This is a genomic window from Shewanella sp. UCD-KL21, from assembly GCF_001957135.1.
Classification (GTDB): Bacteria; Pseudomonadota; Gammaproteobacteria; order Enterobacterales; family Shewanellaceae; genus Shewanella.
Map to the genome: position 1 here is coordinate 191,201 of NZ_MPHK01000005.1, position 25,247 is coordinate 216,447.

Below are 25,247 nucleotides of genomic sequence, written 5' to 3' on the forward strand. Positions count from 1 at the left end.
CCATTTAATTACAGAATTGACGTTCACAAGGAACGCCGTCCCCATTGCCATCCATTTGGGTATCAGGACAATGATTAATATAGAAAATCGCTTCTTCGCATGATTGCATGTGGCTGCAGTGAGTTTTACCTGCCTCGCAGCTAAACTGCGTTGAAGCCCGTGGCGAATCAAGCGTTTTGTTATCTATCGTGGCAGGCTGAACTTGACTCGATTGACTAGGGGCATTCGTTACATCGTGATAGGCTTGAATAGCAAATCTGCCAATGGCGATAACAATTAAAATAATAACAATGCGGCTCATGGTGCCTGAAGCCGTAGTGGCTTTTTGCATTTTGATTGGCGATGTTTTTTTGCCGCTATTATTGCGTGTAGAGTTTTGGTGGGCATGGCTGTCTGCTTTTGTGGCAACGCCCACTATTTGCGCTTGGCTTGCCTTAATTTTACCGTCAGTTTGCTGCGCTACAATATATTCAATTTGATCACCTTTAATGGGCTTTCTTGCCATATGCTTAAGGGTTGAAATATGAATAAACACGTCCTTGCCACCTTCATCAGGTTCAATAAAACCGAAACCTTTACTGCTATTCCAGCGAACTAATCGACCTGTTTCCATCATCACGAGTATGTTTCCTTTCCAACGACTAAATGTTTACAACACATTATAAAATTGACCAAGGCTATGCTAGGTTATTCATTCAATATAATAAATAGTAATTATCTGCGGCTGAGACGCTAAGCAGTTAATATTCTCACTCAAACTAGCCGTTAACATTTGCCGTTGAAAAGGAAGACACCATGAAATTATCAGCACGCTTAACAGCCATACCAACAGCATTGTCGATATCACTGGCTTTAGCTGCAACGATAACCACCACCTCGTTACGCGCTGTAGATCTTGATGATTCAGTGGCCAAAGCATTACCACAACTTGAACAGCTTTATACGCACCTTCATCAACACCCTGAACTGTCTTATCAAGAGAAAAACACCAGTGCCAGAATGGCAAAAGAGTTACGGCAATTAGGTTTTGAAGTTACTGATAATTATGGCGGCTATGGGGTGGTGGGCATATTCAAAAATGGCGACGGGCCTACGGTGATGATCCGCGCCGATATTGATGGTTTACCTATTATTGAACAAACGGGTAAGTCTTATGCATCGACTGTGACAACGCTAGATGCACATAACAATACTGTAGGGATTATGCATGGCTGTGGCCATGATATTCATATGACCAGCATGATTGGCGCTGCCGAGCAATTGATGCTGCATAAGTCAGCTTGGCAAGGCACTTTGATGATGGTGGCTCAGCCTGCAGAAGAAATGGGCGGCGGCGCAAAAGCTATGCTCAAGCAAGGCTTATTTAGCGAATTTCCCACCCCTGATAAGGTGTTAGGTTTGCATGTCAGCGCATCTATTCCTGCTGGTAAAGTTGGCTCAATTAGCGGATATGCGTTAGCCAATGTGGATTCGGTGGATATCAGCATTAAAGGCAAAGGTGGTCATGGTGCTTACCCCCATTTAACTATCGATCCTGTGGTTCTGGCGGCGCGCACAGTATTAGCATTGCAAACCATTCCCAGCCGTGAAGTGTCGCCCCTTGAGCCAAACGTAGTCACAGTAGGCTCTATTCATGGCGGCTCAAAACATAATATTATTTCCAATGAAGTGAAGCTGCAATTAACACTTAGATCATATAACCCTGAAGTACGTGAGCAGCAAATTGCGGCCATAAAACGCATTACCAAGGGCATTGCAATAAGTGCGGGTTTACCTGATGAACTGATGCCTGAAGTGTATGTCCATGAAGATGAAAAAATCCCTTCTACCTATAACAACCCGCAATTAGCCGCGGCGGTGAAGGCGAGCATTGAAGCTGAACTAGGTAAAGATAATGTGGTGCGCGCGCCACAGGTTATGGCCGGAGAAGATTTTGGCTTATATGGCCGAACTGAGCAAAATATTCCGATCACTTTATTTTGGTTAGGGGCGGTTACACCAAGCGTGTATCAAGCCAGTATTGCTAGCGGTGACAGCTTGCCATCATTGCATTCAAGCAAATTCGCCCCAGATTATCCGTTAACCATCAGTACCGGTGTGCGGGCAATGACGCGAGCGGCGATGGATTTGTTTAATAGCAGCAAATAAGCTTACTTTATCTGACTTAAAGCATGACGCTTATTTATAGCCTGAGGCATAGGATAAACGCTATAATTGAGCTTAACTTTTTCTTGTTAAATTGAGATCCCATGACTGTTATTTTTACCACCAATGTTGGCGATATCCATATTGAACTGGATATGGAAAAAGCCCCTGTTAGCTCGAAAAATTTTTTACAGTACTGTCAGGATGGCTTTTATGACTACACGATTTTTCATCGGCTGATCAAAGGCTTTATGATCCAAGGTGGTGGTTTTACTGCCAAGATGAAAGAAAAGCCCACTCGCGATCCTATCGTTAATGAAGCTAATCGCGGCTTGAGTAACACACTTGGCACCATAGCAATGGCAAGAACCGATGCGCCGCATTCGGCCACCGGACAGTTTTTTATTAATACTGCTGATAATAGCTTTTTAGACCACACAGCGACCACCAACAGCGGTTGGGGTTATGCGGTATTTGGCAGAGTGGTTGCTGGTATTGAAGTGGTTAAAGAAATTGAAAAAGCCAAAACAGCGACGGTAGCAGGGCACGACGATGTGCCTAAAACCGCTATCGTGATTGAGAAAGTGACTATTGTTTAGGTAAAAAATTGTTTAACTAAATAGCTGTTTAGTTAAATAACTAATTGATGCCTGTGACTCACAAACAGTGACACTCATGCTGTAACCAATAAGCGATTTTTTGCTGCTAATTAAGGGAGTTATTTTGAATCTATCACCAGAAGATCATCTGCAACTGGCAAACGCTAAGCAGTTGCTTGAAAATCCCGGTTTAGCAGCAAAAATTACTGATTTTATTGGCTCGCCCATTGAGCAAGGTTTTGCGCTACTGCCTAAAAGTGTCAGCAATGGTATTGGCAAAGTCACTGAAATGGCGTTGATGAAGGCATCGGATGCGGCGCTATTTACCATGAAAAACGTCCCTCATGAGCAATCTTCTGATCGTTGGCACAAGCTAGGGGTTGCGGTGAGCGGTGGTGTGGGTGGCTTTTTTGGCTTAAGTGCCTTGGCATTAGAGCTACCTATTTCAACCACCATCATGTTGCGATCCATTGCCGATATTGCCCGCAGCGAAGGCGAGCAACTCGATGAGGTGGCCACCAAAATAGCCTGCATGGAAGTGTTTGCCCTAGGCGGAGAGTCAAATGATGACGATCAGGCTGAAAAAGGCTATTTTGCAGTGCGCACAGTGTTAGCCAATTCAATTGCTGAAGCCGCTGAATATGTTGCCACCAAAAGCTTTAGTAAAGAAGCGGCGCCAATGATGGTTAAGTTAGTGACCGTGGTGGCAGAGCGCTTTAGCGTGCAGGTTACCCAAAAGGTGGCGGCTCAAGCGGTACCTGCTATTGGCGCTGCTGGTGGCGCGATCATTAACACCTTATTTATTGATCATTTTCAAGACATGGCAAGAGGCCACTTTATCGTACGTAAACTTGAGCGTAAGTACGGTGACGAGCTGGTTAAAATAACCTATCAGGCACTTTGATCTTAATCTGATAACGCCTCTATCAACTTCTACTGCTTTACTGCATCAGCGCGATACGTAAGTGGTAACAATTTCACAGTATGAACTTTATCCAATCAAGGCTATCTTAACTATATAAGTTAAAGATAATGTTTAAGGATATATTTTCAGGATGAATAAGTTAACCCGCGCGCTATTGGCCACAAGCTGCTGTATTTTACCTTTTATTCATTCAGCTTTTGCCGCTAATACAGAGCTAAAGTTCACCACTTTTACTGTTGATACCCAATTTGAACTGACCCACCCAGTGTTAAGCGCTAACTTACTCGATAATGAGGGCAATGAGCTATTAGCGCTGGGGGTCGATGATGATCATCAACGCTGGTTTGCTGTATACGGCATTGTCGATAACCAATTAGTAATGCTAGATAAAGTATTATTAAGTAAAGATATTTATAGCTTTGATATTAATGAAATCGACTCTAATACTGATAGCGTGCTGGCACTGCAACAGCTGTATTTCGTGACTGCAGAGCAATTATTACGTTATGCCCCAGTTACGGCTAATACTACTGCGGGCGCTATTAACAAGCTCGATCCGAGTATGCTGCCCACAGATGTGCTTTCTGTAGATGAGAAAGTGGCTCAAGCTCCTTCTGCTTTACCTCAAGCGCATTCTGGTGAGTTAGTTACTGTTGCTGAGATTAACTCTTTAGCCGTTACAGGCCATGCTGATTTTATTTCGCGCGGTGATTTTGTCAGTGATATTAATAATGATGATATTGCCGATGTACTGATAAGTGACTTCAGAGAAATGCATGTATTGCTTGGTGCAGGTAATGCTCAATTCACTAGACAATCACTGCCGTTATTGCCTCAAGTTGAGCTTACCAATAACGGCGCTGAATATAGCCGCGCTAAGCTTTATCACAGTGATATGAACTTTGATGGCCGCGATGATATTGTCAAAGTCGCAGAAGGATCACTTGAAGTCTACTATCAAAACGCTCAAGGGCAGTTCGCCCCGACGGCTGAATATATTTCAGTAAGCCAACCTATTAGTGGGATTGATTGGTGGAATAAGCGGGATGCTTATGGGCAATCGTTAGATCAAAGTGATTTGCTATACCGTAAAGTTGAGCGTATTGGGGACGTTAATGGCGATGACATTACTGACTTAGTGGTTAGGTACACCAAAAGCTCTGGGGTATTTGATCGCACCAATGACTATGAAATTTACTTAGGCGGTAACAACGATGGTGTGGTGGCTTTTGGCCGCGATCCTGAGACAGTAATTAAAGCTGAAGGCACCTTAACCGGGCTGCGCTTTGATGATATTGATAATGACAATGTCGATGAAGTGATTGTTTCAGGCTTTGATATTGGCATAACACAAATTGTTAGTGCTTTATTGTCTGGTAGCATTGATCAAGACGTACATGTATTTAAAATGAATGCCCTGAGCCAGTTTGCTGATAAAGCCAATGTCAGTAAAGAGGTTGAATTAAATTTCAGCTTAACCTCAGGCCAAAGCGGTGAGCCTGTAGTGGCGTTAGCGGATATCAATGGTGATGGTTATAAAGAGCTATTATTGTCTGATGACAATGCAACCCTAGATATTTATCTGGGTCAGGCTGGCAGCGCGCCTTTTAGTAAACGAGCTCAGCAATGGGATATGATCATTCCGGTTGAAGGCTCTATGCTGTCGGCAACCGATATAAATGCCGATGGCAAAGATGATTTATTACTTAAATTTGGCAAGCAAGATCCTGACAATCTGCAGCGAAGTTTTACTGTACTTTTGGCACAGTAAACTGTTTAAGCACCTTATAACGTTTCAAAATACCCTCAAAAAACCAGTAATCAGTTGCTGGTTTTTTTGTGCTTTCAATTTGAGCTTTGGCGATTAAATGAACTACAAAATGACCAATTAAATGATGCCTTTATTGATAAAACCGATGTGAATAAGGCTGAATATTAGTGAATACTGAAACTGATCTAGATCATAAAACCGATTAAAGATTGTAAAAATCAGTTTAGATTTTTGCCGATCTAAGTACACTGCATTTAAACATGTAAATATTATGCACGATTAAAATTCAGGAGCAAAGTGATGTTTTGTATTCAATGCGAGCAAACAGTTAGAACCCCAGCAGGTAACGGCTGTAGTTATTCTCAAGGTATGTGCGGTAAGCTAGCATCTACGTCAGATCTACAAGATCTATTAATCTACATGTTGCAGGGCGTTTCTGCTTATGCGGTTAAGGCACGTCAGTTTGATATCATTGATGCCGAGATTGATACCTTTGTTCCTAAAGCATTTTTTGCCACATTAACCAATGTGAATTTTGACGATGATCGTTTAGCTGATTACGCTCAACAAGCACAAACTTACCGTAACAAGCTAAAAGCCGCTTACCAACAAGCTTGTGCTGATAACGGCGTTGCAGTTGAACAAGTGATAGCTCAAGCAGAGTTTAACTTAGCGGCTTCTCAGCCTGAAATGCTACTACAAGCTCCAGTTGCACTGCCAAACCGTGGTGACGATGTTAATGAAGACATCATGGGCTTACGTCTACTTTGCTTATATGGCCTTAAAGGCGCAGCAGCTTACATGGAGCATGCACGCGTACTTGAGCAAACTGATGCCGATGTGGCCGGTGAATTTCACCAAATCATGTCATTCCTTGGCGAAGACTCAGTTGATGGCGACAAGCTATTTGCTACCGCAATGGAAATCGGTCAATTAAACTATCGCGTAATGGCGATGTTAGATGCGGGCGAAACGACGGCATTTGGCCACCCTGAGCCAACAGAAGTCAACACCAAATCATTTAAAGGTAAGGCGATTTTAGTGTCAGGTCATGACATGAAAGATTTAGAACTTATCTTAGAGCAAACCCAAGGTAAGGGCATTAACGTCTATACCCATGGCGAAATGTTACCGGCATTAGCTTATCCATCCTTTAAAAAGTTCCCACACTTAGTGGGTAACTACGGCAGTGCGTGGCAGAACCAGCAAGCTGAGTTTGGCACTTTCCCTGGCGCTGTTGTGATGACCTCAAACTGTATTATCGACCCCAATGTGGGCGATTACTCAGACCGTATATTCACCCGTAGCATTGTTGGCTGGCCAGGTGTTTCTCACATCGAAGGTGAAGACTTTAGCGCTGTGATTGACAAAGCCCTTGAGCTTGAAGGTTTTAGCTACGATGAAATCCCACATACCATTACGATTGGTTTTGCACGTAATGCCTTAATGGAAGCGGCGCCAACAGTAGTTGAGAATGTGAAAAATGGTTCAATTAAGCACTTTTTCTTAATCGGTGGTTGTGACGGCGATAAATCTGAACGTAGCTACTTTACTGACTTAGCTAAATCAGTGCCTGATGACACCATTATCCTGACCTTAGGGTGTGGTAAGTACAAGTTCAACAAACTTGAATTTGGTGATATCAATGGTATTCCACGTTTATTAGATGTGGGTCAATGTAACGATGCTTACTCTGCTATACAGTTAGCCTTAGCATTAAAAGATATTTTTGACTGTGATATCAATGAACTGCCTTTAAGCTTGGTACTGTCTTGGTTTGAGCAAAAAGCGATTGTGGTGTTACTGACACTATTATCACTTGGCGTTAAAAACATTCGTACAGGTCCAACTCCGCCAGCGTTTTTGACTGAAAACTTAGCAAAAGTGTTAGAAGACCAATTTGGTTTACGTAACACCACTGATGTTGAGTCAGATCTTAAAGCGATGATTAACGCGGCTTAATTAGCGGTTATTGGGTGATATAGGCTGAAGGCTTATATCACCTTTTTATTGTCTGTTTTTTACTTTCTACTTCTAACACATGGTTCCCATACAGGTGCAATATGAGTTCATCAGGATTTTCATTTTCAGCAGCATTATCAGCCGCCCAATCAACAAAAGATGACAACAAAAAGTCAGTTGCCAAGGTCACCGCTGCGCCGAGCTTTTCAATGTCGGGTGCATTGGCTGCCACAGCAAAGAAAACGGCTGAGGTTACAACTACTGCTGAAACGAAAAAATCCCTCAATGCAAATCAGTTATTATTAAATGCTGATGAGTGGCAACGTGGTGAAGTGCAATTGCGCTGTACTGAAAAATGGCATGAAACCCATGATGTAGTGAGCTTTCGTTTTCAAGGTTTAACCCCTGTTAAGTTTAACTACAAACCGGGACAATTTATTACCTTCAAATTAGAGATTGAAGGCGAGATAGTTTATCGCAGTTATACCATGTCATCGTCTCCATCTAGACCTTATTCAATAGTGGTCACGGTGAAGCGCATTGCTGGTGGCAAAGTGTCAAACTTTTTAGCAGATAAGGTGAATCAAGGCGATATCATCACCTTAGTCGGCCCAGATGGCGCCTTTAACTTAGTGGATATTGAAGCTGAAAAGTATTTATTTTTAAGTGCTGGCAGTGGCATTACCCCAATGTATTCAATGTCACGTTGGTTATTAGACACCAAAGTCGGCAGTGATATTGCCTTTGTACACAGCGCTCGCACAGACGAAGATATTATCTTTGCAGATAGCTTAGGTGCGATGGCTTATCGCAGTGCTCAGTTTCAATTAAGTTACCTGCTGGAAAATGCAGATGAGCTTGTTGAAGGCGTTAATCATACTGGCAACGACAGCCGTATCTTAGGCCGTATCGATATTGAAAAGCTGCAAGCATTAGTGCCTGATTTTATGTCGCGCACCATTTTTGTGTGTGGCCCAGAGCCTTACATGGTGTCAGTTAAATCCTTGATTGAAGCCAGTGGTTTTGAGATGAAAAACTTCCATCAAGAAAGCTTTACTGGCGCGGCTAAATCACCCCAAAGCTGTACAAATACTGCAGCTAAAGCTAGCAACTTCATGCTTTCAATTAATGATAAAAAAGTTGCATTATCGGCTGAGCAAACCTTATTAGATGGCATAGAGTCTGAAGGGCTACCGATAATCGCAGCCTGCCGAAGTGGTGTGTGCGGCGCCTGTAAGTGCCAAGTGATCTCAGGCACCACTGAATCTAGCAGTACCATGACATTAACCGCTGAAGAAATTGCCGCAGGCTATGTATTAGCCTGCTCCACTAAAATCACTTCAGATGTCAGCTTAAAAATGTAAGAGCACTTGCATTGAAGTTAATTAAAAACAGTCAGCCTTGCTGACTGTTTTGCTTTGTGATTTAGACAATAAAGAGGTTAGGTTATAACCTTGGCAAAAATCAGCTGGTTTGCAGAACGTGAGATGCAATAAAACCTACCCAACTGGCGATAAGCAACACCCAAGGCAAATATGACTTCTGAGACTGCGGCAGTGGCTGCTCAACGTCATCATTCATCGGCTGGTGCTTCGCTTTTAGGTTTTGTTTGCGCTGTTTATCTTTTTCTCTAGCCTTAGCCTTCTGTAGCTTTTTATATTCAGCGATGCCTTTTTCAATACCTTGAGCGATGAGTTTGGTTTGCTCTTTAGTTTGCGAAGGCTTTTGGGTGGCCTTAGCCATTTTCATTGCTTCAGCTTGGGTTTCTTGAGAGATACTTTTTGCCATGTTGCTCTACTTCTTGATTAGATTGCTGCTTAGTTACTACTTTAACAGCCTCGTGGGCGGCTCACTATAGCCAAACTTAGCCTTGGTGCTATTTCTATAGATTAATTTTTGTTAAACCATGAGCCAACGCAATAGTGGAATAGTGATTGTGTCGTAAAATGGCTTTTTTAACTGTTGAGGAATTCTAATGTCAAAATCAATTCATGGTCGTAACGTTATCAAATTGATGAAAGATCAAAATACCCCGCAGCCACAACAACAATGGCTGGCGTTGATGGCAGCAGAATTTGGTGAAAACGCAGAGTTTCATACTTGTCGTGCCAGTGATATGAGCGCCGCACAGTTAGTTGAACTGTTTATTAGCAACGGTCGTTTAACTGAAACTGAAGCTGGTTTTGTGATTAATCAATGTGGTCACTGTGCAGGTAAAGAAGCCCAAGAGGCAACGGCTTAGTCGCGGATTCGGTTTTCTTTAAGACAAAAAAATGCCAGTCACTGACTGGCATTTTTGTATCTGGCTTTAGCTTTAACTAAGCCTTAAAGCGAGCGATTAAACTCGCGTATTAAGCGCTAGCCCATAAAGCTTAAATAGCCTTGCAAGATAATGGCATTCACAATATCAATAAAGAATGCCCCTACAATTGGCACTACCATAAAGGCCTGTGGCGACGGACCGGTACGTGAAACTAATGCGCCCATGTTCATAACGGCAGTAGGGGTTGCGCCCATACCAAAACCACAATGACCACCTGCCATCACAGCAGCGTCATAGTTTGAGCCCATTAATCTAAAGGTAACAAAGTAGGCAAACACCGCTAAAATAGCCGCTTGAGACACTAAGATGATTAATAGCGGTACCGCTAAATCAAATATTTCCCACAGCTTTAGGTTCATTAGTGCCATTGCTAAAAACAGTGACAAGGACACAGTACCTAAAATATCAACACATTCACTGTTGATTTTGTAGCCGCGACTCAACTCAGTGGCGTTGGTGATGACCACGCCAAAGAATAAGGCATAAACAAAGTCAGGCATTTTTAACCATGCAATATCCATGGAGCTAACAAATTTGCCGAACCACTTAGCCCCTGCCACACATAGCAGCAGAATGAATAGCACTTCTAAAATTTTCTTACCGGTAACGCGATCAATTTCTAATTGGTCATAGGTTACTAAGTCAGGATGATCTACGTGATGATTACCACCCACACCATATGAAGAAACAAGATTATGTTTATTGATAAGGCGCTGGGCAACTGGACCACCAATAATACCGCCCATGACTAGACCAAAGGTGGCCGCTGCCATGGCAAACTCTAAAGTATTAATACCATAGTTGTCTTGGAAGGTTTGCGCCCAAGCAGCACCCGTGCCGTGACCACCTGATAAGGTAATTGAACCAGCGATTAAGCCCATTATCGGCTCTAGCCCTAAAGCGCTGGCTAAGCTAACGCCCACCGCATTTTGAATAATGATATATAAAGATGCAATGCCTAAAAAGACAATGACCTTAGTACCGCCTTTCATTAATAGCTTATAACTTGCCGCTAACCCCACGGTACTGAAAAACATCAGCATCAAGGTATTTTGCATTGAAAGAGTAAATTCTAAACTGATTTTGTTGAAGTGTAATATGGTGATTACGCCTGCAACGATAAGTCCACCCACGATGGGTTCTGGGATATTATATTTTCTGAAAGAAGGTACGTGTCGATTAATTGTATGGCCAATGAATAGTACCAAAATTGCCACGAGGAAAGATTCAAGCTCTCCAATAGAATAAACAGTATTCATGGAACTCCTTTTGTTTTGCACTGAATGAGTTACACAATGTGATTAGATATCACAATTAGATATGCATAAATATTTTGCTTTAATTTATTAGTTATATTGAGTATAGAGGAACTTAGCGGTAAATATCATGGGGATTGCCTTAAAAGGCCAAGTGTCGTTCATTTGTTGAGCTGATTTAACAAGTTATTAAAAGCTAAACCCTTGATGTTAATTGTGAAGGTGGCATTGTTAACTTAATTGCACTGCTTATGTTGTGAATTTGCAGGTGGAGAATCTGAGTTTTGAGGAATAAAAAGTCACTTTAGTGACTGTATCTGGCTCTGTTTAAGATAAATAATTGCCGCTAGACTCAATCAAAGCAGATTACATAGTATGTTTTATGGTGTGTGCTATTTATTCTAAAACTGAAAAATTGCTCATTGGAGTGGTTTGCCGATGCTGATGTTTATAGATATATGAGCGAAATAAAAGGAAGTTCATTTCGCTCATATAGCGCTGGCTAAAGCGGGCGAATAGGTACTTTTATGTACTTTAAATAAACCTGTAACAGCCAAATGCTAAAGGGTATTAATCAACAGCAACCATAACATTACTGGCTTTAATAATAGCGTAAGCATTGCCACCCACGGTTAAGCCAAGTTGCTGACAAGATTTTTTAGTGACTACTGATGTGATCTCAACTCCAGGTGCAAGTTCAATGACCACCTCATTGTTTACAGAACCCTCTTCGATTGAGGTGATTTTACCAACCAGTGAATTACGAGCGCTGATTTTCATAATATTTAAATTTCCTATTAATGAGTCAATATGCTGATATTAATTATAAAAATAAGGTATTTATAATTTTTAAAGCGAAATGTATGGCTCGTTCCACTGTGCGTAAAAATGAACCATGAGCCTAAGTTTAATTGATAAATTCAATTTTGCTTGTTCAGAGGTTAACTTTTGCGAGGGATAAGTGCTAAAAAATTAGTAAAACCTAATGGGTTAATTGATGGGCATTATGAATAGAAAATAATGGCCTATAAAGTAAAAAGCCAGCTTGTATCTATGATGCAAGCTGGCTTTTTTTATCATTAAGAATCAATCAATCGTTAGTGCGACAATCTTTAGGGGATGGTTATCATCAAATGACGGGAAGTCTTCATGGCAATGCAACCATTCAATTGAGCTGACACTGCGGCCTTGTTTTTCAACACAGCGCACTAAGCTGTTGAGCCAGGCTTGTCGTTCCACTTTGGCGACATTGTTACAGCACACTATGGTGCCACCACTTTTTGTTGTTAGCATTGCAGGCTTAAATAAGCCTTGGTAATCATTAATCAGGTCAACGGTGCCAAATGGGCTTTTTGCAAAACGTGGCGGATCTAAAAATACCAAATCAAATTGAGTCGCAGCTAACTTCGGGTACTTAGGTAATTTTTGCCCGCGGCGCCCACCAACCTTAAGACCAGCTAATTGACGCAGCGCAGGAAAGGCATCGCTTTGAATGAACTCACAAGTATCGGCCACCTCATTGAGCTCAGCATTCTTTTTACCCGCAGCCAAAGCAAATGATGAGAAATCCACATTAACTGCCCGAGTTGCACCGCCTATGGCTGCTGCAGTGCCAATACCGCAAGTGTATGAAAATAGGTTTAGTACGGTTTTGCCTTGGCTATTGGCTCTGACATATTCTCTACCGATACGCATATCAAGGAACAATAACGGATCTTGGCCTTCATGGCGTAATTTTGAGGTGAACTTGATGCCATTTTCTTGGATAACTTGCTCTGAGCAGGCAAAGTCATTGAAGTCATCTGGAAGATTATTTTCAATGCGTGAATTACGTTTAGCACGGTCATTGTAGATAATAGGTAACTCAAGATGTGCGTTAAGGATTTCGGTTATTTGCGTAAGTTGTTGCTCAGTTAAGGTCTGATGGAATGTTTGAATGAGCCACGCATTACCATAACGGTCAATATTAAGCCCATTTTCGCCTTCAACTGTGCCATGAAATACCCGAAAACAATCGGTTTGTTGAAGCGCCGCTTGTTGAAAAAATTCAGCGCGTTGATTAATGGCGTGAGTAAGAGAAGACTGCAATGACATATTTGTGCTCGTTAGCATGAAAAGGCAAAAACAGATTATACCAAGCTTATAGCGGCTTGTCGGTATGTGTTAGAACTTGTAAGCGAGCTTTTATTGACTCCCCTCATTTTACTGTAGCCACAAGCACTGATAAGGCTCTTACAATTTACTATTTAAAAGTAACAAATTGTAGCCTAGCCCTCTGTTTTAATTGAATTTGGCGACTCGCCATAAGCAAATATGTTATCTTTCATCTGCTGTAAATACATGAAATTAATAAAAATAGGTTTTTATATCGTGATTATTGAATTGGGCAGCAGATAATTCTCTATTGGCTTGTTCGCTCATCTATGTTGCCGTTAAATTCAGATTTTACCATGACGGTTATTGGCTTTAGTTATGCCAACTATTTTTATTCGATTTACTCATCCGACTCATTCAGTCTAAACAGACGAGGTTCATTTGAATCATCTGCTGCGCCATCAATTATTAGCCGTATTGTTGCTGTTTTTTTGCGGTACTTTTGCGACCGCTGCAACTGCAGCAAAACCGCCGGTTTTCGATCTATTAGATGAGATCGCCAGCATTGAGCACGGGCCGCAATTAACCGCGTTATACCTTGGAGCTGATAAAGACCCAGAAGGCACCTTAACGGCTTTAGAGCAACTAAAATCCCAAGGCGTTATCGATGATAATGACTATTTTAAAACCATTTATTATCTGATCCTTTATAACGTTCAATTTGTACTGTCAGATGTTGAGGCGGCAGAAAAACCACTAAAACCTTATATCAATTTGGCCTAGATAGCGGCCAAGACTGGATTGTGGCCGAAGGCCTAACCATTAAAGGCACCTTGGCGGCGAGAAAAAGCGAAGGTAAAAAAGCACTGCGACTGATAGAGCAAGCAATTAGCTTAGCTGAACAACTGCATTATGACCGCTTATTGGCTCGTGCACTTAATATTCGAGGCATCATCCACTCGCGAAGTTTAGCCTATGAGTTGGCGATTGAGGATTATCAAAGAGCGATTAAACTGGCTGGAACCACCAATAATAGCGATTTTGTTTTTAAGTTATATTCAAATATATCCGTGCTTTACTCTATGGTGGAAGATTAGCCTAGCGCGATTGAATACAATAAAAAAGCCACTGAGCTATATCTTAACAGTGATAATGTCAGCTTTGAGTATTTAGTGGTTCTATACAGTAATGCTAGTAACAATATGCTAGAAATTAATGATATAGAGGCGGCGACTCAGTACAGTGAAAAAAGCATTGCCGTGGCGCGCGAGTCTAATAACAGCCAGCTTATTGTCAATGCACTAATGACCCAGACCCACTTGTTAATTGGTCAGCAACTCTTTGCTGAGGTTGAGCCGGTGGCAATGGAATGTGTTGAGATCGCAAAGCAGGTGCATGATCAATTACCTTATAACGAGTGCTTAATGGGTCTTGGCGAGGTCAGTTTATTTAAAGGTGATACCGCCACTGCTGGTGATTATGCTAACAATGCCATGGCCGGGCTTAAGGCCATTGATAACCAAGACTCTCTATTAAAGTCCTATGAATTATTGGCGCGAGTCTATCAAGCGCAGCAGCGATACCCCGAGGCCATTGAGCAATTAATCACTTATTATGAAGGCACCCAAAAGCTGCTTTTCAATCAGCGTGAAGAACAGCTATTTGCCTTAAAAGCCCAGTATGAAGGCCAACTTCAAGATGAAAAAATTGCCTTATTAACCGCCGAGAATGAGCTCAAGGCAGCCACCCTTGATAAAAAAGAGCTGCAAGAAAGTCTATGGTTGTTGGCTTTGGCTATTTTAGCTATTGGCTTAGTGCTGTTAATTAGACGTTACTTTTTAACTGAAAAGAACATCGATAGCCTGCGTTCAACAAATAAAAGTTTGTATAAAGCTTCAAATAACGATCAACTCACAGGGCTACATAACCGCCGCTATATCGAACATTTTATTCATCATGAGCTAACGGCATTTCCAAATGCTTATTATTGTATGTTGATGATTGACTGCGATAACTTTAAAAAGGTCAACGATACTTATGGTCATGATATCGGTGATGTCGTGCTCACAGAAATTGCCAAACGTTTGTCTGCTAGCATTCGTAAAGGCGATGTTTTAGTACGTTGGGGCGGTGAAGAGTTTATTATTTTATTGCAGATTGATGCAGCAGAGTCTATATCTCTGGAAGAAGTGTTAAGCCGCTATAACCAAGCGATTAGCACTGAAGCCATTAGCACGCCAGCTGCCAATTTGGCGCTGACAGTATCGATTGGCGCAAGCCAGCCCATTACTGCTAAAAGGCAGGTAGAAGAGTGGGATTCAATCTTAAAACTTGCCGATACCGCCTTATACCAAGCTAAACAAGCAGGACGCAATTGCGCGGTTATTGCGGAAAAATAGCTTATTCAGGCAAATGCACTTTAAAGGTTTTATCGGCGATAACTTTGCCGTTTAGCTCTAGGGTCATACGCCAGTTGCCGACTTTGTTGGCAATTGGCGCCCAGATACAGTCGCCAAGGTAAAATTTCCAATCGTTTTCTTTGATGTACACTTCACCATCGAAAGGCGCTCGAATTTTGCCATTGGCATCGGGAATATCGGGGTGATAAATACAGTAACCTAACACTTGATTTTTGGCTTTGCGAATACGGGTGACAAAGCCAAATTCAATGTCTATTTCAGCAGGCACATGTACAGTGGCTTTTAAAAATCTTGGCAGTTCATCACTATCAGAATCCCATTGACTGAAAATCCCCGCTTGAATAATACTGACATCTGCTTTTAATTTACTCATATCTTGTTGATCTCTATAGCTAACGCGAGTCCTTTCTTTAATCCTTGCTCAGCTGGCTAATAGCGGCTTGCATTGCAAACTCATAGCCCTGAATGCCTAAGCCGCAAATTACCCCGACCGCTTTATCTGATAAATAAGAATGATGTCTAAAAGGTTCACGGGCATGCACATTTGAAATATGGACTTCAATAAACGGAATATTCACCCCAAGCAGTGCATCGCGTAGCGCCACGCTGGTGTGGGTAAAGGCGGCAGGATTGATCACAATAAACTTGGCATCAGTGGCATGAATCGCATTGATAAGTGCATGTTCGGCATTAGACTGGATATGATCAAAGTCTAGTTCGGCACCATGGGCTTGAGACTGACACTTTGCCACAATGGTGTCTAAGTTATCGCTGCCATAAAGGCCTGGCTCACGACGGCCTAATAAATTTAAATTAGGGCCATTCACTAATAAAATCTTGGCTTTGGGCGTCATGGTCATTCCTTAAAATTGCTACTGATGAGTATTGATAATACCGAATAAGGTTAATTTATCATGTAATTATTGCCATAAGTGGATAAATTTTCATGGCTTTACTGAGGCGAGTTTGAAAACGATTGCAGCTTAATAATCAGATTTGTTTTTTCGTAGCGCTTTAGTGGCGCCGCGCTGCTTTTTGGCATCGACTCTACGGCGTTGACTGCCTTTAGTCGCTTTAGTGGCAATACGTTTTTTTTGCACTATACCGACACTTTTTACTAGCTCAATAAACTGCTCTAACGCCAGCTGACGATTAAAATCTTGGCTGCGGCTTTGTTGGCATTTTATGATCACCTTACCGCTCTTAGTAATGCGATGATCGGCTTTGGCCAATAGCTTTTGCTGATAAAACTCAGGTAAAGACGACTGACGTATATCAAAAATAATCTGCGCTGCAGTGGATACTTTATTAATGTGCTGGCCGCCTGCGCCACTTGAACGGATAAATTGCCATTCAATTTCATTATCTTCGATGCTGACGCTGTTGGTTATCTTGATCATTTTATGATTCTACTTTTTACCATTCACTTGGGTCTATTTAAGGACGCTGATCCGAGTTTATTGTTTGTTAGCACTTGAGTTTAACAAACTTTTGTTTAGTACTGCGGATAAGATTTGTTACTATCAATAATTATCTAAAAACTAGGCCACATTGACCGTTTGGAGTTGCTTTATGTTGTGCCAAATCCCCGATATCGCTAAAGGCGTTATTAGCTTATTCGTTAGTGGACGCTTATCTACTCAAGATTATCGCATTCAACTACAACCTTTAATTGCCCAATATCGCGAACAAACTGGTAAGGTTTTCTTATACATAGAGGCGGACGTGTTACTTGAAGGTTGGGACGTCAGCTCCTTGTCTGGGGGCGATAAAGTGCAATTACCGCATTTTGATGCGTTAGTATTTGTCGGTGGCCCTGATTGGGTTGGCAATGCGGTTAATTTACTGGGTCCTTTTATGCAAGGTGAGGTGGCTTGGTTTCCATTAGAGCAAAAACAACAAGCCATAGCCTGGCTACAACAATAATTTATTTGATTAACCATTCAGGGAATTAGAAAGTATGTCATTGATTAAGTCATCTTCAAAAATAGCGGCAGTATTAAGCGCAGGTTTATTAATTATCGGCTTGAGCGCCTGCTCACCAGAAGTGGGCAGTGAGGCGTGGTGTAAGCAAATGAAAGAAAAGCCTAGCGGTGATTGGACTGCTAATGAAGCGGCCGATTATGCCAAGCATTGTGTATTTTAAGTTGAGACTTAAGTCGCTTTAGCGATAGATAGCGTTAGCAGGTAGATAATTTTAAAATACACTTGCTATGCTATCTAGTTTTATTAATTTTCTATTTGTCGCGTTTTTTAATTGCCTGCAGGTAAGCACAAGTATGCTCGTTACCCCCCTAAAATAGCGCTGCTAAAAAGGCATTTACATAATACTTTTGGCTCTATGGTCGCTCGTCTTTGATTTTTCCTCTGGTTCCTTATCGTAACCCACATGATACATTTATCTACTTGATATCTGAGTATTAGGGTTTCATGGAATACAACTGTCAGATGTTGCTTATTTGTTACTTTAGCTTGGGCAGGGTAAAATATGATTTGATAATCTATTTCGCTAAGGGAAATAATGAAAAAAGTAATTATGCTAGCGTCATTGGTCGCACTTTGTGGTTGTAGTGTTGATGACTCTCAAGAAGTGGAAATTAACACCGGCATTAACAAGGCTACAAATAAGAGTCTCAACAAGGAAAGTGAAGTAAGCTCTGCGACGTTACATGCTGTTGATGCAGTAAAACTGACTGAATCCTCGACTGCTAATACTCAAACTGAAAAACAAAAAAAGCTCGCTGGTTTAGCTAAAACTCAAACTTTAGTGAACGATGAGACATCTCAGTATTCTGTGGCAATCAACAACCAAAAATTTATTACTGATAATGTCATTATTAAATCGGGTCAGTCACTGTTTAATGTGCAAATGAATGACTACGGCGTTGCTAAAGGCTCTTTTGTTATAATCTCAAAGGTTGCTCCACAGTGGCTGGATACTGACTTTGATATAGATAAAATAGCCGAAGAAACCTATCGACTTGAAACTCATTCTGCAGATGTTGATTTGTATGTTTGGTACCAAAAGTTATCTAAAGATGTTCGTTTTAGTGTCGTTGAGTTAGAGGTGGACTATAGCGGAAAAATTCATGTTCCCGAGTTTTAAATGTGATCATTAAATAAGCCTTAAAATCAGTTTTTTAAATAAAAAAAGCCACAACAAATTGTTGTGGCTTTTCGCGTTTATTAATCCTTATTTACGGCGACGAAGCGCTGCAAATGGTAATAATATCAAGCCTAACCAACCCATAGAGCCACCACCAGGTGATTTAGCTTTTTTAGGTTCAACCACAACTGGAATGTCCTTCACCGACACTGAAATAGGTGTAACAACATCAGTCACGCCATCACTGACCGTTAAGGTAAACTCTAACATTTCAGAGGTAGTATCAATTAGAGGGGCAGTAAAGCTTAATTCTGCAGTAGCTTCACCGGTGAATGTTACCGCGGTGCCAGAGGTTTGCTCCCACATATAAGTTAATACGTCAGCAGCATTTGCATCAACAGCGGTAGCGCTTAAGCTAACGGCTTCACCTTCTTGAACTTCTGTAGCATTAGCTTCAATAGATACTATTGGCTGTCGGTTTTCACAAGCGAAAGTGTCACCAGCAACCACATCTGAGAAAATGCTCGTTTGGATATTGCTAAAGGTTATGTCATCAATATACCAACCTGCAGCAAACCCAGAAAATGGGTCTGGGACAAAGGCGGAGTCTGTCGCAACGCGAAATCTAAATTGTACTTGGTTACCGTTTAGTGATTCACCAAAGTTAATGGTTTCAAAGCCATAGTTTATACCTGAGTACATGTCACGGTCAGCAATAGCGGCTTCAGTGAAGTCAAGTCCGGTATCCGTATAGCCGTCACCTTCAAAAGTTGCGCCAGCTTCAGTAACATCTATCCAGTCAGCGCCATTGATACTGACTTCAACTACAGCGCCGTCATAACCTTCTTCTAAGTTATACAAATGCCAGAAGCTAATAGTGTAGTCCCCTGCGAAACCCACTGTCATTGGGCGAGTTTCATAGGCGACATCTGAGATAAAGCTATTACCTGTCGCAGAGATGAGCCCATCGAATTCATCCCATTGATCTAAGCCGAAAGTGCCGCTAGCCATATCGCCACCAGCCATAATGTTTTCGCTAAAGTCATTCAGTCTAGAAAGCGTGTTTAGATCTTCGTACTGTTCTGTACCAGTTAGCTCACGTGTTTCAAAATCCACGTTAACGATTGTTGAGAGCATGTATTCATCAGCTTCTGCACCTTCGGCAACATCAGGTACAAATTTCAGCACTAGCTCTTCGCCTGTTCCTGCAGCATCTAAAGTAAACTCTAGAGGTGCACTGGTTGCAGAGCCAAATAGTGCTATATCATCAAAGCTAATGACGCCCTCGTTGGCGAATGTGACTGTATGATCACTTTCAACAATAACTTGCCCTGTGAGGCCAGTTAATGCTTCAGTACCATTATTCTCAATGGTGAAACTAATTGTACCTGTTTCACCTTTATCAAGAATGTTATCGCTTGAACAATAACCTGATATCAGACCTTCGTAGTTAGCATTTAGGTCATGTTCACTTACTGAATAAGTGGCTAACTCAGTTTCATATGACTCAACAACGCCTGCGTGGTCTATAGAAAAACGACTTGGTGATTTCGCACCGACTCCCATCCCGCGTCTAGCGAAAGCGCTTAAGATAACTTTATAATCTTCAACGTCATTGGCATAGGCTGCAGCAAGCAGAGCATCACGACCTTCTGTAAAGGTTGGCGCCATTGGCATCATTTTATAACTGGCAACTAAGTAGTCTTTCATTAGGCTCTTAGCTTCGTCAAAGGTATGACGCTCATCATTGACTAAGTCTACGAATGAATCCCATAACATCGCAGCGTACACAGAGCCTGAACCATGGACTTGAGGGTTTCTTTCAACATAAGCAAATGTCGATGGGTTAATTTCCATATTGGTTGAGTAAGGGAACTCTCGGATACCGCTTACAAAGCTCGCTACATAAGTGGTATCACCGTAGGCGCCGGCATAATCTTCGTTACCAGCGACTAAATTGTCAGTAGCATCTGAACCAAATAATAGTGCGTGGAAGTCACCGAACCCTTCACCCATTGAGCGTGCTTGGTTACTGCTTAAACCTGAACCATTACCGACCAAGCGGTTACTAATATAGTGACCCCATTCATGGGCAACAATTGCATTATCCCAAGAACTATCTTTAAAGTTACGTGTTAGGTCATTTTTGAACATTTCAATAGATACTGTTTCATTTGCATCTAGTAGCGCATAAATAGCAGCGCCGTCACTAAAGTTAATACCCAGGTTTGGAATTGTTACTGTATCGTCTGCACCGCCCATTGGTGCAGGTGTCCCATCGTCAGTGTTATTCGCGATTAAAACTGCGATTGCACCTGCATCTTGGGCATTTTTAACTTTCACGGTGAAGTTACATGCGCCGCGGTCAATAATGGCAATTTTACCGGCAATATCTGCGCCATTAACCGTGGCTTCACAGCCATCTCTGATTGGGTCAACACCATCTTCAATACGAACCAAGTCGCCTGAAATCTCATAAACCTCAGCACCAAAACTTGAAAATTGAACAATGTCTAATAAACCTAATGCAGCATGAGAAGTGATTGTTAAACCATAATCAACGCCATTTTCAGCTTGAGTGGTTTCCCATAAGTACATCTGCATGCGAGGTGAGGCGCCATCGGCTGGAGTCGACATGTTGGCATTATTAAATCCAGAGTTGTCTTGGACTTCAACATTTAATGGATCGCCTTCAACACCACCACGGTCGTAGTTAAGAGCTTGGGCATTACCTGCAGCTTCATCAAAACCATGATCATAAAAATCATTATGTAAGTAGTTGTTCATATAGAACAGATTGACAATAGCCGCTTTGCGGTTGTTTATGGAGTATTCAGGCTCGTTAATATCATATACATAATCAAACGTGCTAGTGCTGGTGGTTTCAGCTTGGTAGTCACCATTGGTGAAGCCTTGAGGAGCAACGGCATCAACATAGGCATTGACATTGTTACCTGACGTTGTTGTTGCATCATCTGCTAACCAAGGATCCATAGTGCTAATTGGACCATGGCTTATGCCTACCAATGGCGCATCTAAATAGGGTGCTGTTAGATAAGCATCAACATCACTGCCTTCTGGCGCAGGCATTACGTTACCGTGGGGGCTATCCCAAGGCTTGCCATCTTCATCGGCGTAGATTCGGTAGTCAAACTCTGCAGCATGGCTGGTTAGATTTTGCTTAAATAGAATTTCACCCGTTTTAGCTGAAATGACGTAGCTGAAATACTCTGAATCGCGGGTATCCAATGAACCTGTTTCAATTTCAACATAGTGGGCTGCTACTAACTTGTTTTTATGTTCAAAAAATACTTTTTTAGCGCGAGGCTCTCCCACCAACACTTTATCATTAGCGGTGTTGGTAACAGCAAATGTTTCATACTGTCCATTAGAAGAACTAGCAGCAAGTGCAATTGAGTCACTGTTGCCACCCATGGCTTTAAATACTGAAGAAACTGAGTTGGCTGCATCACCAAATGCGGACTCAACATCCTTTAAAATAGAAGCCGCAGACTTAGTGTTAGCGGAAGAGCTAAAGTAGCCAGAAGATGCAACAAGGTTCAACTCTCTGTCCATCAAGATATTAAATTCACTGTTAAATACTTCTACACCGGCAATTTCTTGCTTATATTTGGCAATAATCGGGCCTCGACCCACATCATGAGTCTTGGATAGAACCGCTTGAGCCAGCCCTCTTTTAGCTGATGAGATACCAGTTAATTGAGCCAGATAAAAATCGGCGGCATAAGCTGTTTTGTTGGCTGTTTTTAGGGCGCCTAAGTTTGGTGTTGACTGATTTTTGCTTGCCCACTGGAATGTAGTTTTACCTAGCTGAGGATCAAATTGATTTTTCATACCGCTTACGGTCGCGACATTTTCAATTTTATTATTTTTTTTAATCAGTTGAGCTTCATTAAATGATTTATAAGTTGGTGCCTCGTTAAATTCAGTGCTTAAAGCACTAAATGACATACTTGAAAGAGTGGTGCCAATGATTGTGGCAATTGCTGTTTTTTTAAAGTTCATGTCTCATCCTTAATCCTTAAATTTTTCTGGCCCCTCTATTAATTGAGGGTCTATAACTTGTATCACAAAGGTAGCAAGTGTTAAATGTTTGTTTTATTTTTTTGGTGGTTGATTATTCTAGATGAGTGCAAAAGTGGTTTTGTGGCTTCATTGCTGGCACACGGTGGCTAAGTCGCTACATGGCTTCGCGGCAAGAACGCAAAGACTTTAGCTGTCATAAATTGTTACCAAATTAACTAATGAGAGGGGTTCTGACTTGTTTAGTGAAATGTGCGTTTCATTTTGAGTATCAGTGTTGATATCTAAGCAATGGGTGTTAATTCCTCCTTTTTTAAAACTGCAACGTAAGCCCGAATTCAATCAGTGTATAGCTATTATTGTCATTTCTATCTTGAAGCTAAAAAATTAGGCTAAATATTAAAGTTTAAAAATACTAATTAATCATTTAGTTTATTAGTTATTTCTTTTATTTTTCTTTGTTTTCAAGTTTATATAAATATACTTTATTTAAGTTTAAATTAAGCCTAGGTTAACATTTGTTGAACGTTAATGTGTGATAACCGTTTTGTTTTTTAAGCTCTTGACTTTTAAGTGTTTTAAATTTGATCGCTTTGTCTTGCGTTGTTCAGTTGGTTATTTTTCATAAAAGCTTTATCTATCATCATTGTCTAATGTTATTTTTAATTATGACTTGCTACCTACAAAGGAGTATTGCTCTGTAGCAAGGTTATTATGTTGGATTAGAACATTGTCACATTAATAGTCTAAATAAATGTGTGTTTATATTTCCTGTGATATTAATTATTCAACTTTAATAAATAACAATTAAAGTTATAGCAAGTGATGAATGCTAATAAATATAAACAAAGTTCCATTTGGAGTGATGATGAAATTACAAAAGCTAGCGCTAGCGGTGATGGTATCTGCAGTTTTTACAGGTACTGCAGTTGCTAAAGATGTTGACCTATACAAGAGTGAAAACTGGCAGCAAACCTTCCCTGAGCAATATAAAACTTGGGCTGAAACTGAGCAAAGTACCCCGGCCAATGGCGAGCTTGACGATCTTCTAGCAGCTAACCCAAACCTTGTTTCAGCTTGGGCGGGTTATGGTTTTGCTAAAGACTATAACCGTGCTCGTGGCCACCATTATGCATTAACCGATATTATTAAAACTCTGCGCGTAGGCCACCCTGTTGTTGGTCATGACGGCAAAGTGGTTGGTGAAGCAATGGCTGCGAGTTGTTGGTCATGTAAAACGCCTGATGTTGCCCGTATGTATGACGAAGTAGGCGAAGCTAAGTTTTCCGACAATGCTTGGTCAACTTGGGGCCATGAAATGTCTAACACCATCGGCTGTGCTGATTGTCATGAGTTAGGTAAAGCAGAAACAAGATTGAGCCGTCCGTATACTGATCGTGCAATGACTTCGATTGGCAAAGATTTCTCCAAGCAAGGTGCCACCATGCAAGCCAGCCAAACATGTGCTCAGTGTCATGTTGAATACTACTTTGATGGCACTGATAGCAAAAAAGTGAAATACCCAATGGATTACTGGGTACCTGGCGTTGAAACTGATTACAAAAAGTTTGTTAATTACACCGGTACTGATGGCTTATATGTAGGTTTTGCTGCTGAAGCACAACTTGCTTATTTCGACCAACGTGGCTTTAAAGATTGGACTAACGCCGTTTCTGGCGCGCCAATGATTAAAGCGCAGCATCCTGAATTTGAAAACATGTTAGATAGAACTGAACATGCAATGGATGACCATTTAGAGTTTGGTTGTACGACTTGTCATATGCCGAAAGCGACTAATGCTAAAGGCGCTGAGTTCTCTAACCATAAAGTGACTTTTGAAGCTGATAAATTGCCAGCAGACTGTCAATCTTGTCATGAAGCTGGTGACTTTAAAGAGATCCTTGATGAGCGTAAAGCTGAGATCACTAAGTTACGTTTCGATGCCAATGGCACCGACCCACGTTTAACTGAAGTACACTTTAAAGCACAAGCTATTTGGGCTGCGAATGGCATTAAAGGCCTAGAAGCAGGTCAAACTATTCCACAAGCTAAAGGCAACTATGAAGCTGCACTTAAAGCGAAAACACCATTAGCCGGTGAAATGAATAGCTTACTGACTAAAGTGAGAAATGCGCAATGGTTCTGGGATAGTGCAACAGCATCTCACGGTATTCATGCGCATAACCCTACTGAAGCAGTACGTTTGCTTGAAAAGTCTAATAGCATTTTAGATGCAGCATTGACTGAAGCTAATGCATTACTAGCGAAATACGCAGCTGATTATAAGTATGATGCGACTAAGTACGACACTAAAGCGAAGGTACAGCCTTTAGTGGGTCTTGACCTAGAAGCAATGCAAGCGTCTAAAGAAATATTCTTAGATAAGCGCGTTAAAAAAGAATGGCCTGCAGAGCTTAAGTAAGCTTGTTAGTTGACTTGAGATGAATTGAATTAAATAGACTTTGCACTATGTCTAGTCAAAGTCTAGTTAAAGTCTAGTTAAATTCAATCTCAGTACAGATAGCCATTAAAACCAATGCCAGTCGATATAAATCGACTGGTATTTTTTGCCTTAATGACATGTAAGTAAAGTAATTGTTAT

The 25,247-nt window shown here is 41.3% G+C and carries 23 protein-coding genes; 14 read left to right on the forward strand and 9 right to left on the reverse strand.

Features of this window, described 5'->3' with window-relative positions; all coding sequences use genetic code 11:
- Positions 1-4 precede the first annotated feature (4 nt).
- Positions 5-616: a cold shock domain-containing protein gene (locus BM739_RS20640; protein WP_303046088.1), complete on the reverse strand. Its 612-nt coding sequence runs from the start codon at positions 614-616 to the stop codon at positions 5-7.
- Between the two features lie 179 nt (positions 617-795).
- Between BM739_RS20640 and BM739_RS06700 the strand changes: the two genes are divergently transcribed.
- The 6 genes from BM739_RS06700 (at position 796) to BM739_RS06725 (ending at position 8,766) form a co-directional block, all read left to right on the forward strand.
- Complete coding sequence (locus BM739_RS06700; protein WP_083698087.1) at positions 796-2,148, forward strand: M20 family metallopeptidase; 1,353 nt, start codon at positions 796-798, stop codon at positions 2,146-2,148.
- 101 nt (positions 2,149-2,249) lie between these two features.
- Complete coding sequence (locus BM739_RS06705) at positions 2,250-2,744, forward strand: peptidylprolyl isomerase (RefSeq protein ID WP_076538794.1); 495 nt, start codon at positions 2,250-2,252, stop codon at positions 2,742-2,744.
- A gap of 124 nt (positions 2,745-2,868) precedes the next feature.
- Entirely contained in the window at positions 2,869-3,648 is a 780-nt protein-coding gene (locus tag BM739_RS06710) for an EcsC family protein (protein WP_076538797.1), read from the forward strand.
- Between the two features lie 151 nt (positions 3,649-3,799).
- A complete protein-coding gene (locus tag BM739_RS06715; protein WP_076538800.1) occupies positions 3,800-5,440 on the forward strand; it encodes a VCBS repeat-containing protein in 1,641 nt (546 codons plus the stop codon).
- A gap of 300 nt (positions 5,441-5,740) precedes the next feature.
- Entirely contained in the window at positions 5,741-7,402 is a 1,662-nt protein-coding gene (gene hcp / locus BM739_RS06720; RefSeq protein WP_076538803.1) for a hydroxylamine reductase, read from the forward strand.
- 101 nt (positions 7,403-7,503) lie between these two features.
- The gene (locus BM739_RS06725) at positions 7,504-8,766 is read left to right on the forward strand and encodes a hybrid-cluster NAD(P)-dependent oxidoreductase (RefSeq protein ID WP_076538806.1); all 1,263 of its coding nucleotides are present in this window, start codon (positions 7,504-7,506) and stop codon (positions 8,764-8,766) included.
- 100 nt (positions 8,767-8,866) lie between these two features.
- Here the strand turns inward: BM739_RS06725 and BM739_RS06730 are convergent, their stop codons facing one another.
- Entirely contained in the window at positions 8,867-9,190 is a 324-nt protein-coding gene (locus BM739_RS06730) for a DUF2956 domain-containing protein (RefSeq protein ID WP_076538809.1), read from the reverse strand.
- Positions 9,191-9,377: 187 nt separating this feature from the next.
- Here BM739_RS06730 and BM739_RS06735 point away from each other — a divergent pair, with 187 nt between their 5' ends.
- Positions 9,378-9,644, forward strand: a complete 267-nt coding sequence (locus BM739_RS06735; protein ID WP_076538812.1) for a YecH family protein — start codon at positions 9,378-9,380, stop codon at positions 9,642-9,644.
- A 116-nt stretch (positions 9,645-9,760) separates the two neighbouring features.
- On the opposite strand, the gene gltS is transcribed toward BM739_RS06735, so the two are convergent.
- The 3 genes from gltS to BM739_RS06750 form a co-directional block, all read right to left on the reverse strand.
- Positions 9,761-10,984 (reverse strand): sodium/glutamate symporter, encoded by a 1,224-nt coding sequence (gltS, locus tag BM739_RS06740; protein WP_076538815.1) that lies wholly within the window; start codon positions 10,982-10,984, stop codon positions 9,761-9,763.
- 567 nt (positions 10,985-11,551) lie between these two features.
- Complete coding sequence (locus BM739_RS06745) at positions 11,552-11,761, reverse strand: molybdopterin-binding protein (protein WP_076538818.1); 210 nt, start codon at positions 11,759-11,761, stop codon at positions 11,552-11,554.
- 306 nt (positions 11,762-12,067) lie between these two features.
- Positions 12,068-13,075 (reverse strand): class I SAM-dependent rRNA methyltransferase, encoded by a 1,008-nt coding sequence (locus BM739_RS06750; RefSeq protein WP_076538821.1) that lies wholly within the window; start codon positions 13,073-13,075, stop codon positions 12,068-12,070.
- Between the two features lie 441 nt (positions 13,076-13,516).
- On the opposite strand from BM739_RS06750, the gene BM739_RS06755 reads away from it, so the two are divergent.
- The 3 genes from BM739_RS06755 to BM739_RS06765 all read left to right on the forward strand — a co-directional run bounded on the left by BM739_RS06755 (position 13,517) and on the right by BM739_RS06765 (position 15,474).
- The gene (locus BM739_RS06755) at positions 13,517-13,858 is read left to right on the forward strand and encodes a hypothetical protein (RefSeq protein WP_076538824.1); all 342 of its coding nucleotides are present in this window, start codon (positions 13,517-13,519) and stop codon (positions 13,856-13,858) included.
- Between the two features lie 20 nt (positions 13,859-13,878).
- Entirely contained in the window at positions 13,879-14,172 is a 294-nt protein-coding gene (locus BM739_RS06760) for a tetratricopeptide repeat protein (RefSeq protein WP_076538827.1), read from the forward strand.
- Positions 14,173-14,277: 105 nt separating this feature from the next.
- Positions 14,278-15,474, forward strand: coding sequence for a GGDEF domain-containing protein (locus BM739_RS06765; protein WP_076538830.1), 1,197 nt, complete (start codon positions 14,278-14,280; stop codon positions 15,472-15,474).
- A gap of 1 nt (position 15,475) precedes the next feature.
- Here BM739_RS06765 and BM739_RS06770 read toward each other — a convergent pair whose 3' ends face one another.
- The 3 genes from BM739_RS06770 to arfB form a co-directional block, all read right to left on the reverse strand.
- Positions 15,476-15,868 carry a DUF3859 domain-containing protein gene (locus BM739_RS06770; RefSeq protein ID WP_076538833.1) on the reverse strand — a complete coding sequence of 131 codons (393 nt, stop codon included), beginning with the start codon at positions 15,866-15,868 and terminating at the stop codon, positions 15,476-15,478.
- A gap of 37 nt (positions 15,869-15,905) precedes the next feature.
- Positions 15,906-16,349 (reverse strand): type II 3-dehydroquinate dehydratase, encoded by a 444-nt coding sequence (gene aroQ, locus BM739_RS06775; protein WP_076538836.1) that lies wholly within the window; start codon positions 16,347-16,349, stop codon positions 15,906-15,908.
- A 129-nt stretch (positions 16,350-16,478) separates the two neighbouring features.
- On the reverse strand, positions 16,479-16,895 hold the full coding sequence (gene arfB, locus BM739_RS06780) for an alternative ribosome rescue aminoacyl-tRNA hydrolase ArfB (RefSeq protein ID WP_076538839.1): 417 nt from the start codon (positions 16,893-16,895) through the stop codon (positions 16,479-16,481).
- Between the two features lie 172 nt (positions 16,896-17,067).
- Between arfB and BM739_RS06785 the strand changes: the two genes are divergently transcribed.
- The 3 genes from BM739_RS06785 to BM739_RS06795 all read left to right on the forward strand — a co-directional run bounded on the left by BM739_RS06785 (position 17,068) and on the right by BM739_RS06795 (position 18,601).
- A complete protein-coding gene (locus BM739_RS06785) occupies positions 17,068-17,421 on the forward strand; it encodes an STAS/SEC14 domain-containing protein (protein ID WP_076538841.1) in 354 nt (117 codons plus the stop codon).
- A 34-nt stretch (positions 17,422-17,455) separates the two neighbouring features.
- Positions 17,456-17,641 (forward strand): DUF3012 domain-containing protein, encoded by a 186-nt coding sequence (locus tag BM739_RS06790; protein ID WP_076538844.1) that lies wholly within the window; start codon positions 17,456-17,458, stop codon positions 17,639-17,641.
- 375 nt (positions 17,642-18,016) lie between these two features.
- Positions 18,017-18,601, forward strand: coding sequence for a hypothetical protein (locus BM739_RS06795; RefSeq protein ID WP_076538847.1), 585 nt, complete (start codon positions 18,017-18,019; stop codon positions 18,599-18,601).
- Positions 18,602-18,688: 87 nt separating this feature from the next.
- Here BM739_RS06795 and BM739_RS06800 read toward each other — a convergent pair whose 3' ends face one another.
- On the reverse strand, positions 18,689-22,627 hold the full coding sequence (locus BM739_RS06800; RefSeq protein ID WP_076538849.1) for a rhombosortase-dependent M36 family metallopeptidase: 3,939 nt from the start codon (positions 22,625-22,627) through the stop codon (positions 18,689-18,691).
- 883 nt (positions 22,628-23,510) lie between these two features.
- Between BM739_RS06800 and BM739_RS06805 the strand changes: the two genes are divergently transcribed.
- On the forward strand, positions 23,511-25,067 hold the full coding sequence (locus BM739_RS06805; RefSeq protein ID WP_254843483.1) for an ammonia-forming cytochrome c nitrite reductase subunit c552: 1,557 nt from the start codon (positions 23,511-23,513) through the stop codon (positions 25,065-25,067).
- The last annotated feature ends 180 nt before the right edge of the window (positions 25,068-25,247 follow it).

What these genes read in the sequence shown, in the direction of transcription:
- BM739_RS20640 (WP_303046088.1), bottom strand. Translation starts at nt 616, where the DNA reads ATGATGGAAACAGGTCGATTAGTTCGCTGGAATAGCAGTAAAGGTTTC.
- BM739_RS06700 (WP_083698087.1), top strand. Translation starts at nt 796, where the DNA reads ATGAAATTATCAGCACGCTTAACAGCCATACCAACAGCATTGTCGATA.
- BM739_RS06705 (WP_076538794.1), top strand. Translation starts at nt 2,250, where the DNA reads ATGACTGTTATTTTTACCACCAATGTTGGCGATATCCATATTGAACTG.
- BM739_RS06715 (WP_076538800.1), top strand. Translation starts at nt 3,800, where the DNA reads ATGAATAAGTTAACCCGCGCGCTATTGGCCACAAGCTGCTGTATTTTA.
- hcp (WP_076538803.1), top strand. Translation starts at nt 5,741, where the DNA reads ATGTTTTGTATTCAATGCGAGCAAACAGTTAGAACCCCAGCAGGTAAC.
- BM739_RS06725 (WP_076538806.1), top strand. Translation starts at nt 7,504, where the DNA reads ATGAGTTCATCAGGATTTTCATTTTCAGCAGCATTATCAGCCGCCCAA.
- BM739_RS06730 (WP_076538809.1), bottom strand. Translation starts at nt 9,190, where the DNA reads ATGGCAAAAAGTATCTCTCAAGAAACCCAAGCTGAAGCAATGAAAATG.
- BM739_RS06735 (WP_076538812.1), top strand. Translation starts at nt 9,378, where the DNA reads ATGTCAAAATCAATTCATGGTCGTAACGTTATCAAATTGATGAAAGAT.
- gltS (WP_076538815.1), bottom strand. Translation starts at nt 10,984, where the DNA reads ATGAATACTGTTTATTCTATTGGAGAGCTTGAATCTTTCCTCGTGGCA.
- BM739_RS06745 (WP_076538818.1), bottom strand. Translation starts at nt 11,761, where the DNA reads ATGAAAATCAGCGCTCGTAATTCACTGGTTGGTAAAATCACCTCAATC.
- BM739_RS06750 (WP_076538821.1), bottom strand. Translation starts at nt 13,075, where the DNA reads ATGTCATTGCAGTCTTCTCTTACTCACGCCATTAATCAACGCGCTGAA.
- BM739_RS06765 (WP_076538830.1), top strand. Translation starts at nt 14,278, where the DNA reads ATGCTAGAAATTAATGATATAGAGGCGGCGACTCAGTACAGTGAAAAA.
- BM739_RS06770 (WP_076538833.1), bottom strand. Translation starts at nt 15,868, where the DNA reads ATGAGTAAATTAAAAGCAGATGTCAGTATTATTCAAGCGGGGATTTTC.
- aroQ (WP_076538836.1), bottom strand. Translation starts at nt 16,349, where the DNA reads ATGACGCCCAAAGCCAAGATTTTATTAGTGAATGGCCCTAATTTAAAT.
- arfB (WP_076538839.1), bottom strand. Translation starts at nt 16,895, where the DNA reads ATGATCAAGATAACCAACAGCGTCAGCATCGAAGATAATGAAATTGAA.
- BM739_RS06785 (WP_076538841.1), top strand. Translation starts at nt 17,068, where the DNA reads ATGTTGTGCCAAATCCCCGATATCGCTAAAGGCGTTATTAGCTTATTC.
- BM739_RS06790 (WP_076538844.1), top strand. Translation starts at nt 17,456, where the DNA reads ATGTCATTGATTAAGTCATCTTCAAAAATAGCGGCAGTATTAAGCGCA.
- BM739_RS06795 (WP_076538847.1), top strand. Translation starts at nt 18,017, where the DNA reads ATGAAAAAAGTAATTATGCTAGCGTCATTGGTCGCACTTTGTGGTTGT.
- BM739_RS06800 (WP_076538849.1), bottom strand. Translation starts at nt 22,627, where the DNA reads ATGAACTTTAAAAAAACAGCAATTGCCACAATCATTGGCACCACTCTT.
- BM739_RS06805 (WP_254843483.1), top strand. Translation starts at nt 23,511, where the DNA reads ATGATGAAATTACAAAAGCTAGCGCTAGCGGTGATGGTATCTGCAGTT.